Here is a 14,784-nt window from a genome sequence, read left to right as displayed (position 1 = left end):
GCTCCCAAGCTGTCAGTCGCGGATAACAGAAGTTATTTTAAAGGGAAATCCTCCGGTAAGCTATTGAAACGATTGAAATGCTTTCAATCGTTTAAAAGATCTAAAATTTTTTAAACCGGTTAACTCGGGAAAGATCAGGCGGTCTTGATCAGCACCGAGACGCCCGGCAGGTCCTTGCCTTCCATCCATTCCAGGAACGCACCGCCGGCGGTCGAGACATAGGAGAAGTCGTCGGCGGCGCCTGCGTGGTTGAGGGCCGCGACCGTATCGCCGCCGCCTGCAACCGAGGTGAGCTTGCCGGCCCTGGTCTGCTCTGCCGCATGCTTGGCGGCGGCGACCGTGGCCCTGTCGAACGGCTCGATCTCGAAGGCGCCGAGCGGGCCGTTCCAGACGAGCGTCGAGGCCTTGGAAATCCATTCGTTGACGGCCGCCACCGACTTCGGCCCGACGTCGAGCATCATGGCGTCAGCGGGGATCTTGCCGATATCCACCACTTCGTTGGCGGCACCAGCCTTGAACTCGCGGGCGACGACGCCGTCGACCGGCAGCACGATGGCGCAATTGGACGCTTTCGCTTCTGCCATGATCTTGCGGGCCGTGTCGGCAAGGTCGTGCTCGCAGAGCGACTTGCCGACATCGATGCCCTGTGCCGCGATGAACGTGTTGGCCATGCCGCCGCCGATCACCAGCGCGTCGACCCGTTTCACGAGGTTCTGCAGCAGGTCGATCTTGGTGGAAACCTTGGCGCCGCCGACGATCGCGACGACCGGGCGGGCCGGATTTCCGAGGCCCTTTTCGAGCGCTTCGAGCTCCTCCTGCATGGTGCGGCCGGCATAGGCGGGCAGGTGATGGGCGAGGCCCTCGGTCGAGGCATGGGCGCGGTGGGCTGCGGAGAAGGCGTCGTTGACGAAGATATCGCCGTTTTTGGCGAGCGCCTCGGTGAAACCCGGATCGTTCTTTTCCTCGCCCTTGTGGAAGCGGGTGTTTTCAAGAAGCAGGATGTCGCCGTTCTTCATGCCGGCGACTGCCTGTTCGGCTTCCGGACCGATGCAGTCGGAGGCGAAGAGGATCTTGTGGCCGAGGACCTGGTTGACGGCAGAGACGATCAGCGACAGCGACATGTCGGCGACCGGCTCGCCCTTGGGACGGCCGAAATGGGCAAGCAGGATGACCTTGGCGCCCTTCTTGGCAAGTTCCAGGATGGTCGGGGCGACGCGTTCGATGCGGGTCGCGTCGGTGACCTTGCCGTCGGAAACGGGAACGTTGAGATCGACGCGCACGAGCACACGCTTGGCTGCGATATCGGTGAGGTCGTCAAGGGTTTTGAAGGCCGGCATGATGCTAATCCATTTACTCGGAAAGTTCGTAGCGGACCTTACTATGCCTGACCGGCGACGCAAGACGATTGGTCGCAACCATTTCCATTCCGTCTGTCGCGGATAGGCTGCATGCCGATTCCAACGCGACAACGCGGCGGGTGGAGGACTCTGTTTGAGCTTTCGCCACTCTATGCCGGGCCCTCGGGCGGCACGGCGCCCGGCTTCACCGGCACGTTCTTGCCACGGTATTTGCGGACCAGATCGCGGACGCGGTGGGCGATCTCGCGCATGTTGATGAAGATCGGCAGGTTGGTCGCCGGCTCCACCGGCTCCAGTGAGATGCCGATGCTGCGGACATGTTCGTGCTCGTCGAGTTCGCGCACGATCAGGATGATCGAGCCGAAGCGGATGCGGTCGGCATAGTCCGCGCGGCCGCCGAGCCGCGAGGTAACCAGGTCGCCGACGGTCATGTTCTGCTCGTTGGCGGAGAGCAGGCCGGGGCCGTAGGCGGCATCGAGTTCCCTGGCGGGCCTCGTCGGCGAGATCGCAAAGGCGCCGAAAAATTCCGCGTCGTCCTCGTCGACCGGCACCTGGCTTGCGAAGATGCGGTCGAGCAGTTTCGAATAGGCGGGCGATATGAACAGGTAGACCTGGTCGTTCTCCTTCAGCCGGCCGGCATACTGGTAACGCATGCTGCGGCCGTCGCGGATGACGAGCGAGGGCATCGCCCAGCGGGGAATGCGCTCGCCCTGCAGGATCGGGCTGTCCTTCATGACGCGGTAGGAGATCAGCTCGTGATGGGCGGTGCCCGGCAGGTCGAGCTCGATCTTGTCGACGGCGCCGATGCGCGGCGGAATGATGAGGCCGAGTTTCTGGGCGACCGGCTTGATGGTCCAGCCCTGGACGAGGAGGGAGACCAGCACGATGATGAAAGTGACGTTGAAGAAGAGCTGGCCATTTTCGACGCCGCTCAAGACCGGCATGATCGCAAGCAGGATGGAGACGGCGCCACGCAGGCCGACCCAGGCGAGGAAGCTGGTCTCCTGCTGGGTGAAATCGTAAGGCAGCAGGCTCAGCCAGACCGCGATCGGCCGGGCGACGAAGATCAGAAAGAGCGCCAGCCCGATCGCCGGCACAAGGATGGCCGGGAATTGCGAGGGCGTGGCGAGCAGGCCGAGCACCAGGAACATGATGATCTGCGCAAGCCAGGTCAGTCCCTCGTTGAAGCGGATGATCTGGGGTTTTGCGAACATCTTGCGATTGCCGGAATAGATGCCGGCCACATAGACCGCCAGGAAGCCGCTGCCGCCCATGGCGCCGGTGAAGGAAAAGACCAGCAGGGCGAGCGTCAGCACGAAGATCGGCGCCAGGCCCCGGTCGGAGGTGAAGCGGTTCAGCACCCAGACGATCATCATGCCGCCCAACAGGCCGCAGATGACGCCGAGCCCCATTTCCTCGACGAACAGGAACAGGAAGTGCAGGTCGAGGCCGGAAAGGCCCTGGCCGGTCGCCAGAAGCTCGGCGAGCGCGATCGTCAGGAAGATCGCCATCGGATCGTTGGTGCCGGACTCGACCTCCAGCGTCGAGCGCACCTTGTCGCGGATGTTGATGCCGCTGACACGCAGCAGGAAGAAGACGGCGGCCGCATCCGTCGAGGCGACGATCGATCCCAGCAGCAGGCCCTCGAGCCAGTTGAAGTCCAGGAGGATCGTCGCGCCGAGGGCGAAGATGCCGGTCGTCAGCAACACCCCGACCGATGCAAGCGTGATCGCCGGAGCCGCGGCTATTCGAAACGAATGGATGGGGGTCATGAAGCCGGAATCGAACAGCACGATCGCCAGCGCCAGCGAGCCCAGCATGAAGGTAAAGGAATAGTTCTCGAAATTGATGCCGAGGCCGTCGACGCCGGCGAGCAGGCCGATCGACAGGAAGATCAGCAGGAGGGGAGCGCCGAAGCGGAAGGCGAGGAGGCTGGACAGGGCAGCCGCCAGCACCAGGACCGTGCCGACCAGCAGGATGATGTAAAACGCCTCCACCGATAAGTCCCTTCCTTCGCACCTCTCGCCGACACGATCCCCGTCCGCAGCCCCGGAACCGGAACTGTGCCACGCCGCGACACGGCCATGCAAGAATGGGGCAGATCCCGGCCGAGGGCCAGGCGAATCGACTGATCGATTAGGCGGGAACAATTCCGGCAAGAGAAGGGCAGGGGCGGGAAAAAGATGGACTCGTGCCTTGGTGCCGCTGGCTTTTCACTTTTCTGCCCAGCGTCCTATCCCAAAACCGGTGCCCACTTTTGGGGACGCTGGATGATCGGAGAGCCCACACGAATGCGGAACCTCGATAGATTTTGATAGATGGCTCCGCATTCGCGTGGCCTTCGGCGTCTTGTCAGGGCTTCCGGCCCCTACAGGTGATCACCTCGCCTCGCTGCGCGGCTTCGTTCGCGATCTCCTTTCGGGAAACCTTGCCACTTGCACGGCTCAACCGAACCCGGCCCGGCGGCCAGGGGGAGGCTTGATAGGGTTGAGGTTGCCCTAACCCATGGCTTTCACCTCTTCCACCATCCTCGCACGTTACGGTTCGGGTGGAAGCGCCGGCCCCCGCCTGCCCGCGAACGTCTCGCGAAACACTCCGGTGGTGGGAGCGGAGGGGATTGTAGGCATGGGTCGGAGGGGTGGGGATGATCGAGGGTGAAAAAATCTGGTGGTGAGTTGTGCTGCGGAACTCTGCTTTGTGTCCTTGGCGCGCGGCGTCCACAAGCTGGATTGTAGAAATGGCCGAGGCTGTATAGGTTTGACTGAGTAACTTAAAGGGCCATCGCCTTGCGTATATCGAGAATTAAAATCAAGAATTGGCGGAATTTCCGAAGTGCCGAGGTAAAAAACATCTCGGATGTCGTTTACCTGTTGGGACCAAACGCGTCAGGCAAATCCAACTTTCTTGACGTGATGCGGTTCCTTCGCGATCTTGGAAAATCGAAAGGCGGTGGACTTCAAGAAGCTGTTGAGGGACGAGGCGGAATTTCGAAAATTCGGTGCTTGCACGCACGAAAAGATACAGAGGTTCTGATCGATATCGATGTTGTCCATAAAGAGGGATTAGGTGGTTGGAACTATGTTATAGGTTTCAATATTCCGAGCTCCGGGTTTGAAAAGAGTCGTCGCGCTTTCATCACAAAAGAGATTGTGAATCGTATCGGCGAAGATGGCGAGAAAACAAACTTACTACAACGCCCAAATTCTGAAGATGCGCGAGACGAGGATCAACGTCAACAAAGCTATCTTGAGCAGGTCAATAGCAACAAGGAATTTCGCGCTCTGGCGGAGTTCTTTGGATCAATAACATATTACCACCTCGTTCCTCAGCTTCTCAAGTTTGGGGACGAAATCAGCGGCCGAACGCTTGAAGATGATCCATTTGGCCAAGAATTCTTGTTGCGTGTCTCCGCGACGCAGGAGCGAACACGGAATTCTCGGCTGAAGAAGATAGAAAAGGCATTGCGATCAGTAGTCCCGCAAATGGAGGACTTGAAATTCCTAAAAGACGAGGTCACGGGTAGACCCCATCTGGAAATCAAGTTCAAGCATCATCGTCCGCGTGGTGCGCGACAGAGGGAGGATCAGTTCTCCGACGGAACTCTTAGATTGATCGCGCTTTTTTGGTTGCTTCAAGAAACGGGCGATTCACCATTGCTACTTGAGGAGCCCGAGCTTTCACTTAATGAAGAAGTGGTCCGGCAATTGTCGTATTTGATAGATACTGTGCGACGTCGGAGGTCGGGTGGTTTTGGACGGCAAGTCTTCATCTCTACTCACAGCTCCGCTCTTCTGTCGAATCCTGGAATTGATGCAGACGGTATAATCGTCATTGAGCCCTCAGACGACGGTTCAAATACCAGAAAGGTAAATGAGGCTGAAAACGCCGCGTTGTCGGCCGGACTCTCTCCGGCAGAGGTCGTGCTTCCCCATGCACGCGGTGTCCCTGTTGGCATGCAACTGAAGCTTGATCTATGATTGTGTACTACTGTGTCGAAGACCCTTTGAGCGGTGCCGTCATTGTTCGTCTGCTACGCGACTTGCTGGGCGAAGTGTATTTGACAGAACTGCAGCCAAACCAAGGTGGTTTCGGCTGGATAAGGAATAAGTTCGGCAATTACTGCAGGCTCGCTCAGCACTATCACGTGTTCATTCTAACCGACCTAGACCGTGCAGGCTGCCCACCGAGTCTTAGAAAAAGTTGGATAGATTACGCCAAACTGACTGAGCCGCTTCCAAACAAAATGAGTTTCAATATCGCGGTGACCGAAGTCGAAGCATGGTTGTTGGCAGATCACGGCAACTTAAGCAAATATCTCGGAGTACCGACTCACGCGCTGCCGAACGACACACAAATCGCCGATCCGAAAGAGTATCTGTTACATTGCGTTCAACAGCATGGAAATCGTCAAGCAAGGGCTGAACTGCTACCAACTGGTACCGCCAAGGTCGGCCTCGGCTACAACGCATACCTCAGCCGATTTGCTAGCGAGCATTGGGACTTTAATGGTGCTGCCCAACGGAATGCCAGTCTTCATCGAGCCGTGGAACGGATAGCGGCCACTCGGCGGGAAGCTTCATAATTGCTGGGCGAAACATATCGTTCGGGCGGTCAGAGGTGTTTCTTTGCACGGTTAGAAAGTATCCCGACGTAAGGCGTGATTGTAACGGCAAAATCTTGAGTTCTAAACAACAAACGCGTTGTGTCAAAGCCTCATGGTCCCGCTGCGCTGACCTCAACCAGGCCTAAAGCTCCCATCGCGCCCTCCCGGAAGTCGACGTTAGTATAGGCGTTGGCAACGGCAGCCTCAGGCCGGAAAAAAACTGGCGGGCAAGGCACAAACGAATGTCCGCTTTGGTGGGGCGGTGCCCCAAACGGACAGTCCCGTCACTGCCCAATGACGCCATGGGCGCTCCACGGCCGCTGACTTCGCTCCGAACGCACTTCTATCGAAGCCAGCATCACCGTCACCGACATCCCCGTAAACAAAAACCCCCTCCCTTGCGGGAGGAGGTCCATATCTTGCCGATGCCGCCCGAAGGCGGCCCGGTTAGGTTTCAGATCAGCTTCGAGAACGCAACAGCCGTGTCGGCCATGCGGTTCGAAAAACCCCATTCGTTGTCGTACCAGGTGAGGATGCGGACGAAATTGCCTTCGAGCACCTTGGTCTGGTCGATCGCGAAGATCGAGGAATGGCTGTCGTGGTTGAAGTCGCGGGAGACGAGCGGCTCTTCGGTGTAACCGAGGATGCCCTTCAGCGCGCCGTTGGACGCGGCCTTGATCGCTTCGTTGACTTCGGCAACCGTGGTCGTCTTCTTGGCGACGAACTTGAAGTCGACGACCGAGACGTTCGGGGTCGGCACGCGGATCGAGGTGCCGTCGAGCTTGCCTTTCAGGTGCGGCAGGACCAGGCCGACGGCCTTGGCGGCGCCGGTCGAGGTCGGGATCATCGACAAGGCGGCTGCACGGGCGCGATAAAGGTCCTTGTGCATCGTGTCGAGGGTCGGCTGGTCGCCCGTGTAGGAGTGGATCGTGGTCATGAAGCCATGATCGATGCCGATCGCGTCGTCCAGGACCTTGACCACCGGAACCAGGCAGTTGGTGGTGCAGGATGCGTTGGAGATGACCAGGTGTTCCCTCGTCAACTGGTCGTGGTTGACGCCGAAGACGACGGTGAGGTCGGCCCCGTCGGCAGGCGCCGAGACGATGACGCGCTTGGCGCCGGCGGTCAGGTGCAGGGCGGCCTTGTCGCGGGCGGTGAAGATGCCCGTGCATTCGAGCGCGATATCGACGCCGAGTTCGCCATGCGGCAGGGTCGCCGGGTCCTTGATCGCGGTCACCTTGATCGGCTTGCCGCCGCCGACGGTGATCGTGTCGCCCTCGACCTTCACATCGGCCGGGAACTTGCCGTGGATGGAATCGTAGCGGAGCAGGTGGGCATTGGTCTCGACCGGGCCGAGGTCGTTGATGGCGACGACCTCGATGTCGGTGCGGCCGGATTCGACGATTGCGCGCAGAACGTTACGGCCGATGCGGCCAAAGCCGTTGATGGCAACTTTCACAGTCATGTCATTCTCCCGAAAATGTGCGGTCTGTCTTGGCGGGGCGCGCTAGACGCGCCCCTTTCATGGTCAGTCTTTGCTCAGGCGAGCTGTTTTTCGGCTGCGGCGACAACCGCTTCCGCGGTGATGCCGAAATGCTTGAAGAGGTCCTTGGCAGGGCCCGAGGCGCCGAAGGACTTCATGCCGATGAAGGTGCCGCTCGGACCGATGAAGTGATCCCAGCCTTCGCGGACGCCCGCCTCGACGGCGATCTTGACCGGCGCATTGCCGATGATCGCGTCCTGGTAGGATTCCGGCTGGTCGAAGAAGAGCTCGACGCAGGGGACGGAAACGACGCGGGTCGCGATGCCCTTGCCGTCCAGCGTCGCCTGGGCCTTCAGCGCCAGTTCGACTTCCGAACCGGAGGCGAAGATCGTCACCTTGGCGTCGGCCGCGGAGACGAGTTCGTAGGCGCCCTGGGCGCAGAGGTTCTTCTCTTCATAGGTCTTGCGGGCCGGCGCCAGGTTCTGGCGGGTCAGCGCCAGGCCGGACGGGCGGTGCTTTTCCTTGAGCGCCAGCTGCCAGCATTCGGCCGTCTCGGTCTCGTCGGCCGGGCGGAACATCAAGAGGTTCGGGATGGCGCGCAGTGCCGCGACCTGCTCGACCGGCTGGTGGGTCGGGCCGTCTTCGCCGACGCCGATCGAATCGTGAGTCCAGACATGCACGACGCGGATGCCCATCAGGGCTGCGAGGCGCACGGACGGACGGCAGTAATCCGAGAAGATCAGGAAGCCGCCGGAATAGGGGATCAGGCCGCCATGCAGCGAGATGCCGTTCATGGCGGCGGCCATCGCATGTTCGCGGATGCCCCAGTGCATGTAGCGGCCGGAGAAATCGGTCGGGGTGATCGACTTCATCTGGCTGGTCTTGGTGTTGTTGGACGGCGTCAGGTCGGCCGAACCGCCGAGCGTTTCGATGACGATGCCGTTGATGACTTCGAGCGCGTCCTCGGAGGCCTTGCGGGTGGCGACCGTCGGGTTGTTCTCGGCGATCTTCTTCTTGAAGGCGTCGATGGCGCTGTCGAAATTGCCCGGCAGGTCGCCGGCGAAGCGGCGCACGAACTCGGACTTCTTGGCGGTTTCGGTCGAGGCCAGACGATCCTCCCAATCCTTGCGGGTCTTGGTCGAGCGCAGGCCTGCGAGGCGCCATGCATCGAGAACGTCGGCCGGAACGCTGAAGGCTTCCGCCTCCCAGTTCAGCGCCTTGCGGGCGGCGGCGATTTCCTCGGCGCCAAGCGGCGAGCCGTGGACCTTGTGGGTGCCCTGCTTGTTGGGCGCGCCGAAGCCGATGATGGTTTTGCAGGCGATGAAGGTCGGGCGGTCGGACTTCTGTGCGGCTTCGATCGCAGCCGAAATCTGGTCGACGTCATGACCGTCGATCTCGATCGTGTTCCAGTGGGCGGACTTGAAGCGCATCACCTGGTCGGTCGAGTCCGACAGGGAGACGGCGCCGTCGATGGTGATCGAGTTGTTGTCCCAGAAGAGCACGAGCTTGTTGAGCTTGAGGTGGCCGGCAAGCGCGATGGCTTCCTGGCTGATGCCTTCCATCAGGCAGCCGTCGCCGCACAGCGCATAGGTGAAATGGTTCTGCAGGTCGGAGCCGAATTCCTCTTCCAGCTTGCGCTCGGCGATCGCCATGCCGACGGCGTTGGCAATGCCCTGGCCGAGCGGACCGGTGGTGGTCTCGATGCCCGAGGCATGGCCGTATTCCGGGTGGCCGGCGGTCTTGGAACCGAGCTGGCGGAACTGCTTGATGTCCTCCATCGTCATGTCCTCGTAACCGGTGAGGAACAACAGCGAATAAAGCAGCATCGAACCGTGGCCGGCCGACAGCACGAAACGGTCGCGGTCCGCCCAGAGCGGGTTCTTCGGGTCGAATTTCAGGTAGCGGGTGAACAGCACGGTCGCGATGTCGGCAGCGCCCATCGGCAGGCCGGGATGGCCGGAATTGGCCTTCTCTACAGCATCCATGGCGAGGAATCGGATCGCGTTCGCCATCCGGTTATGTTTGTCGAGAGAGGTCATGGCTAATCCGCTTTTTACGGGTGTCGGTCACGGTCCTCGTGGGACCACTTGGAGGGCGGCCCGGGGACCACCTAAGAGCGGCTGATCCTTAGCAGGTGCAACGCGCAAGTCAACAAAAGCGCCGTCTTTCCGAACGGGTGATGACGAACTTTCCTGCAGCTGCCTGAATTCCATGCAGCATGTGGCAAGAGGCAGAAACATAGGGGACGATCCACAGTTAGGACGCTTTTGAAGGCCCTGGATTGATTGACCGGCTTGCGGGCGGTGAATAGTCTTCCGCCCTTGTTGGAGAGGCCGATCGTATCGATTCGGCGCATTTCGCGTATCGACAGGAAGCTTCGCATGCCGTCGGAAAAGACGATCGACATGGTGATTTCGGAACTCAGGACGGCGATCGGCGGTCTGGAGAGCGCCGTCGATGCGCGTATCGAACGCCAGCGTGAGACCCAGGATGTGGAAGGCGAGGTCCGCCGCGTGCATGCGGACCGGGCACGGCTCGCGCAGGAACTCGATCAGTCGCAGTTTCGCGCCAATCGCCTGGAAGAAGTCAACCGGGAGGTCTCCCGGCGTCTGGTGACGGCGATGGAAACCATCCGCGCCGTGCTCGACCGCTGATGCAGGATCAAAAGGGAATGCCATGGCCCAGGTAACGGTAATGATCGACGGCAAGGCCTATCGCATGGCCTGCGAGGAAGGGCAGGAAGACCACCTGACCGAACTCGCCGACCGGTTCGACCGTTATGTCGGCCACCTCAAAGGCCAATTCGGCGAGATCGGCGATCTGCGCATCACCGTGATGGCCGGCATCATGATCATGGACGAGCTTTCGGAAGTGACCCGCAAGCTCGGCCTGCTCGAGGCGGAGGTCGCGTCGCTCAAGTCCAATCGCGACGGCGCGCTCGAAACACAGCAGCGCAACGAGCAGCTTGTGGTCTCGGCGCTCGGCGAACTCGCCTCGCGGCTCGACGGACTGACCGCCAAGCTCAACGGCCGGATGCCGGCGCAGGTGAACTGATCCGAAGTCGATAATAAAGACTTTCCGCCACTGGTGCGGGCTGGCAATCCCACATATATTGACGACGCGGTCTGCGCCTCACGACAGGAACCACAATCCCTGGGGCCATACTCGATCCAAAGGGAGCTGTCCCTGGCCAGGCCCGTGGGCTTGGACACACGGCGCCCACCTACGTTTGTAGGCACCCAGGATCGTAAACATCCATCGGTTGCCGTGGATCGCACTTATTTCTTCCTCCGATTTCAGCCGTTGCTCGATCAGCCGCCTCCGCGCGGGCGGATGTATTTAAGGGAATTCTAATTTATTTACCATGCCGCAGACTTGGGCGGCCCGATCGCGGTTTGGGCGAGGCTCTTAATCCTCTTTTCAAACGACGGCTTTATCTTCCCGGCATGCGTATCAACGAGATCACCAACTGGGCTTATGGCGTCACCGTCCTCCTGACCGTGTTGTCGGGCACGGCCTTCCTGCTGTCTGCCGGAAGCGCCAACCAGGAGCGGATCGCCGTCGAGGAACACCTCTCCCTCAATGAGCTTTCGGAAGGGCTGGCGCTCGGCGCGGAAGTGCGCACCGATGAAGCCCGGCTTTACGTGATGCGCGGCGAGGATCGCCATCTCCAGGCTTTCCTGCGCAAGGAGGCCGAGGAGCAGGAGCTCGAACAGGCGATCAAGGGCATAAAGGCACTCGGTGCCTCGGATGCCGAGTTTGCCGCGCTGGTCGAGGTGGGGCAGGACGCGGACGCTCTCGACCGGCTCGAGAACGCCGCCATAGCCGCTTACCAGAACGGCGACCGGGCCGGGGCCCAGGAGGCATTGTTCGGTCCCGAGCATGACCGCCTGCAGACCGGGCTGCTCGAAACCGTCACCCGCTTCCGCGAACTGGTTAAGGCGCGCACCGAGACTGCGGTCGCGCTCGCACAGTCGCGCAGCGACTGGTGGGGGCTTGCCGCCAAGACGATGCTCGCCATCACCGCAGCGCTGTTTCTCGGGGTTCTCTATTTCGTGCTGAAGCGCCGCGTTGCCATGCCGCTCACCCGCATGACCAGCATCGTCACCCGGCTCGCCCGGCAGGACTATGCCGTGGAAGTGCCGCTCGACCGCCGGCGGGACGAGATCGGCGAGATGAACCAGGCCATCCACATCTTCCGCGAAAACGGGTTGGAGCGGGATCGTCTCGATGCCGAGCGGCGGGCCGACCAGCTGACCAAGGATCTCATTCTGCAGATGATGCATCGCCTGCAGGCCTGCCAGACGCAGGGCGAGCTGGCGGAGGTCGTCTCCCGTTTCGCGCCGCAGATCTTTCCGAACCTCGCCGGCCAGCTCTATGTGCTGAACGACAGCCGGACGATGCTCACCGAGATCGGCTCCTGGCTCGATCCGCAGCTTTCGGCCACATCCTTCCCGACCAGCGCCTGCTGGAGCCTGCGCCGAGGACGGCCGCACCTGAGCAGTCACGGCCATGGCGATATTCCCTGCCAGCATCTCGGCGAAAGCGATGTCGCCGGGCTCTGCGTTCCCCTGACGGCGCAGGGCGATACGATCGGCCTTCTCTATTTCGAAGAGCGTCCCGGTCATGAGATGGCGGCGGAGGGCTCGCGCCTCTATCTCGAACTGATCGCCGAGAATATCGGCCTTGCGGTCGCCAACCTGCAGCTTCGCGACAGGCTGACGAACCTTGCCGTGCGCGACGCCCTGACCGGCCTTCTCAACCGCCGCTGCCTCGACGAGACGCTCGCGCGCCACGGGCGCGACCACGCGAGCCAACCGCTCGCCTGCCTGATGATGGATATCGACCGCTTCAAGCGCTTCAACGACGAGTACGGGCACGATGCCGGCGACATGGTGATGCAATATGTCGCGCAGATGATGCTCGATACTGTGGGCCAGGCGGGGACCTGCTACCGCTTCGGCGGCGAGGAATTCACGATACTCCTGCCGGATGCGGCGGAACCAGCCGCCTTCGAGCTTGCGGAACGGCTGCGCCAGAAGATCGCCACCACGCCGCTTTCACATGGCGGACGCATCCTCGGCCTCGTGTCGGTTTCGATCGGCGTCGCGGGCGCGCCCGTCGAGGGGCCGGTGTCGACGCTGCTGACGCGGGCCGATGCAGCGCTTCTGGAGGCCAAGGCCGGCGGGCGGAATCAGACCGTTCTTGCAGGCGCTGTAAAACTCAAAGACCAAGCGACCCGCACTTCCGCGTGAACAGTTCGGCGGCGAAAGCTGCCGCGGCAGCCGATATCCACTCCCGATCGGTTCATTCTTCGGCCCTTGCTTGACAACGGACGTCGCAGCGACAAGTTCTCTCTCCCGTTCACTTGCCCTCCCGTTCTTGCCGCCCGGTATCCATGCCCTTTACGAATTCCACCTTCGCCCGATCCTCGCTGCTGATGCTTCTGGTCGGAGGCGTCGTCCTGGTGGCGATCGTGCTGTCGTCCTTTTTTCTCGCACGCACGACGCAGGTCTATTTCCAGGACGTGGTGAAGCTGCGCGAGCTTCGAAGCGCGGCGGCCGACATGCAGCTTTTCCTGCGTGCGGCCGAATCCGGCCAGCGTGGTTTCGTGCTGACGCAGGATGCCGAGTTCCTGAAGCCCTATACGACCGCGAGCGCGGTTATTCCGCGACTGCGCGAGCGGCTGAAGACATCCGCTGCCAATCTGGGCGGCATGCAGGTTCCCTTTGCCGAACTCGATCCGCTCATCGACGACAAGCTCGCCGAGATGCAATCGACTGTGGAGATGGTGCAGAAGGGAAATGCCGTCGGGGCGATCGAAGTCATCCGCGGCGCCTACGGTCGCCAGCTGATGGAGGGCATCACGGCGATCCTCGGCAAGCTGCTCCGCGACATGGACGGACGGATCGGGACGGGGATCGACGACCTCAACGATTCTGCGTCGGCGCTGCAATGGATCACCATTGGCGGCGGCCTGATGATCATCCTCGTCATCGGCGGCGCGATCCTGATCGTCGGGCAGCATGTCCGCGAGCTTCAGCGCGCGCGGTCGGAGGTCGAGGAGCTCAATGCCGGGCTGGAGGAGCGCGTCAACGAGCGCTCGGAGGATCTGATCCAGGCCAATCGCGAGATCCAGCGCTATGCCTATATCGTCTCGCACGACCTGCGTGCGCCGCTGGTCAACATCATGGGGTTCACCAGCGAACTCGAAACGATGCTGAAATCGATCCGCACCTACGTGCTGGCCGACGGCACGCCGCTTTCCGAGAGCGAGGTGAACGAGGCCCGTGTCGCCGTCGAGGAGGATCTGCCGGAGGCGATCGCCTTCATCCGCTCGTCCACCAAGAAGATGGACGGGCTGATCAACGCCATCCTGAAGATTTCCCGCGACGGGCGGCGCGAGCTGAAGCCGGAGAGGATCGATCTCGGGGCGTTGCTGGAAGCGACGGCCGCGAGCGTCTATCACCAGGTCAGCGAGGCCGGCGGCGAGGTGAATATATCGGTCGGCCAAGCGCGGGGCCTTATTACCGACCGATTTTCCATGGAACAGATTTTCGGCAATCTCTTCGACAATGCGGTGAAGTACAAACATCCGGATCGGCCGTTGAACCTTTCCGTCAAGGCCATGGCGATCGGCCGTGCCGGGATCAGAATAGAGGTTGCGGACAATGGCCGGGGCATCGCTCCGGAAGATCACGAGAGGGTTTTCGAGCTTTTCCGCCGCTCGGGAGTTCAGGACCAGCAGGGCGAGGGCATCGGGCTCGCGCATGTGCGGTCATTAGTCAGAAATTTAGGCGGTGAGATTACGGTCACGTCCACAATGGGCGGCGGGACGACATTCGTCATCCGGCTCCCCGCGGATTTGTCCCAGTATGTCAGGAGTAACGGGTCATGAAGGCTGCCGGTAAAGAAGTCACCATCGTGATGATCGAGGACGATGAAGGCCATGCGCGCCTGATCGAGAAGAATGTCCGCCGCGCCGGCGTCAACAACGAGATCGTTCCTTTTACCAACGGCAATGCGGCTCTCGATTTTATTCTTGGCGCGGACCGTTCCGGAAACTCGAATCAGGACCGCCATCTGCTGATCCTTCTCGACCTCAACCTGCCGGACATGTCGGGTATTGACATCCTCGAGAAGGTGAAGTCCAACCCACACTCGAAGCGTCTGCCGGTGGTCATCCTCACGACCACGGACGATGAGCGGGAGATCCAGCGCTGCTACGATCTCGGCGCCAACGTCTACATCACCAAGCCGGTGGACTACGACAGTTTTGCGCATGCCATCCGACAGCTCGGACTGTTCTTTGCCGTCATGCAGATACCCGGACAATAACG

General features: G+C 61.1%; 11 protein-coding genes and 1 other RNA gene. 8 read left to right on the top strand and 4 right to left on the bottom strand.

The window, feature by feature from the left end; all coding sequences use genetic code 11:
- Nucleotides 1-134 precede the first annotated feature (134 nt).
- Nucleotides 135-1,337 carry a phosphoglycerate kinase gene (locus GQ59_RS02565; RefSeq protein WP_037077065.1) on the bottom strand — a complete coding sequence of 401 codons (1,203 nt, stop codon included), beginning with the start codon at nucleotides 1,335-1,337 and terminating at the stop codon, nucleotides 135-137.
- 170 nt (nucleotides 1,338-1,507) lie between these two features.
- Nucleotides 1,508-3,355, bottom strand: coding sequence for a potassium/proton antiporter (locus GQ59_RS02560; RefSeq protein WP_037077063.1), 1,848 nt, complete (start codon nucleotides 3,353-3,355; stop codon nucleotides 1,508-1,510).
- 789 nt (nucleotides 3,356-4,144) lie between these two features.
- Between GQ59_RS02560 and GQ59_RS02555 the strand changes: the two genes are divergently transcribed.
- Together GQ59_RS02555 and GQ59_RS02550 are read left to right on the top strand one after the other, a co-directional pair.
- Entirely contained in the window at nucleotides 4,145-5,335 is a 1,191-nt protein-coding gene (locus GQ59_RS02555) for an AAA family ATPase (protein WP_037077060.1), read from the top strand.
- Nucleotides 5,332-5,940, top strand: a complete 609-nt coding sequence (locus GQ59_RS02550) for a hypothetical protein (RefSeq protein ID WP_051903745.1) — start codon at nucleotides 5,332-5,334, stop codon at nucleotides 5,938-5,940. Before GQ59_RS02555 ends, GQ59_RS02550 begins: the two co-directional genes overlap by 4 nt.
- Before the next feature lie 475 nt (nucleotides 5,941-6,415).
- On the opposite strand, the gene gap is transcribed toward GQ59_RS02550, so the two are convergent.
- Nucleotides 6,416-7,426 carry a type I glyceraldehyde-3-phosphate dehydrogenase gene (gene gap / locus GQ59_RS02545; protein ID WP_037077058.1) on the bottom strand — a complete coding sequence of 337 codons (1,011 nt, stop codon included), beginning with the start codon at nucleotides 7,424-7,426 and terminating at the stop codon, nucleotides 6,416-6,418.
- Nucleotides 7,427-7,500: 74 nt separating this feature from the next.
- A complete protein-coding gene (gene tkt / locus GQ59_RS02540; protein ID WP_037077057.1) occupies nucleotides 7,501-9,483 on the bottom strand; it encodes a transketolase in 1,983 nt (660 codons plus the stop codon).
- A gap of 342 nt (nucleotides 9,484-9,825) precedes the next feature.
- Between tkt and GQ59_RS02535 the strand changes: the two genes are divergently transcribed.
- The 6 genes from GQ59_RS02535 to GQ59_RS02515 all read left to right on the top strand — a co-directional run bounded on the left by GQ59_RS02535 (nucleotide 9,826) and on the right by GQ59_RS02515 (nucleotide 14,782).
- Nucleotides 9,826-10,098 (top strand): DUF4164 domain-containing protein, encoded by a 273-nt coding sequence (locus tag GQ59_RS02535; RefSeq protein ID WP_037077054.1) that lies wholly within the window; start codon nucleotides 9,826-9,828, stop codon nucleotides 10,096-10,098.
- Between the two features lie 22 nt (nucleotides 10,099-10,120).
- Nucleotides 10,121-10,498 carry a cell division protein ZapA gene (locus tag GQ59_RS02530; protein WP_037077052.1) on the top strand — a complete coding sequence of 126 codons (378 nt, stop codon included), beginning with the start codon at nucleotides 10,121-10,123 and terminating at the stop codon, nucleotides 10,496-10,498.
- A gap of 65 nt (nucleotides 10,499-10,563) precedes the next feature.
- Nucleotides 10,564-10,722: non-coding RNA, 6S RNA (gene ssrS / locus GQ59_RS30870), on the top strand.
- 168 nt (nucleotides 10,723-10,890) lie between these two features.
- Entirely contained in the window at nucleotides 10,891-12,699 is a 1,809-nt protein-coding gene (locus tag GQ59_RS02525) for a diguanylate cyclase (protein WP_037078116.1), read from the top strand.
- Between the two features lie 143 nt (nucleotides 12,700-12,842).
- Nucleotides 12,843-14,342: a sensor histidine kinase gene (locus GQ59_RS02520; protein ID WP_084682947.1), complete on the top strand. Its 1,500-nt coding sequence runs from the start codon at nucleotides 12,843-12,845 to the stop codon at nucleotides 14,340-14,342.
- Complete coding sequence (locus tag GQ59_RS02515) at nucleotides 14,339-14,782, top strand: response regulator (protein WP_007751932.1); 444 nt, start codon at nucleotides 14,339-14,341, stop codon at nucleotides 14,780-14,782. The genes GQ59_RS02520 and GQ59_RS02515 overlap by 4 nt, the downstream gene beginning before the upstream one ends.
- The last annotated feature ends 2 nt before the right edge of the window (nucleotides 14,783-14,784 follow it).

It is taken from the genome of Neorhizobium vignae (assembly GCF_000732195.1).
In the GTDB taxonomy this organism is placed as follows: Bacteria; Pseudomonadota; Alphaproteobacteria; order Rhizobiales; family Rhizobiaceae; genus Neorhizobium; species Neorhizobium vignae.
Note: the sequence above shows the minus strand (reverse complement) of the source record. Positions and strands in the feature narration are given on the sequence as shown.

Coding starts and splice junctions, on each gene's coding strand:
- GQ59_RS02565 (WP_037077065.1), bottom strand. CDS start 1,337: ATGCCGGCCTTCAAAACCCTTGACGACCTCACCGATATCGCAGCCAAG.
- GQ59_RS02550 (WP_051903745.1), top strand. CDS start 5,332: ATGATTGTGTACTACTGTGTCGAAGACCCTTTGAGCGGTGCCGTCATT.
- gap (WP_037077058.1), bottom strand. CDS start 7,426: ATGACTGTGAAAGTTGCCATCAACGGCTTTGGCCGCATCGGCCGTAAC.
- tkt (WP_037077057.1), bottom strand. CDS start 9,483: ATGACCTCTCTCGACAAACATAACCGGATGGCGAACGCGATCCGATTC.
- GQ59_RS02535 (WP_037077054.1), top strand. CDS start 9,826: ATGCCGTCGGAAAAGACGATCGACATGGTGATTTCGGAACTCAGGACG.
- GQ59_RS02530 (WP_037077052.1), top strand. CDS start 10,121: ATGGCCCAGGTAACGGTAATGATCGACGGCAAGGCCTATCGCATGGCC.
- GQ59_RS02525 (WP_037078116.1), top strand. CDS start 10,891: ATGCGTATCAACGAGATCACCAACTGGGCTTATGGCGTCACCGTCCTC.
- GQ59_RS02520 (WP_084682947.1), top strand. CDS start 12,843: ATGCCCTTTACGAATTCCACCTTCGCCCGATCCTCGCTGCTGATGCTT.
- GQ59_RS02515 (WP_007751932.1), top strand. CDS start 14,339: ATGAAGGCTGCCGGTAAAGAAGTCACCATCGTGATGATCGAGGACGAT.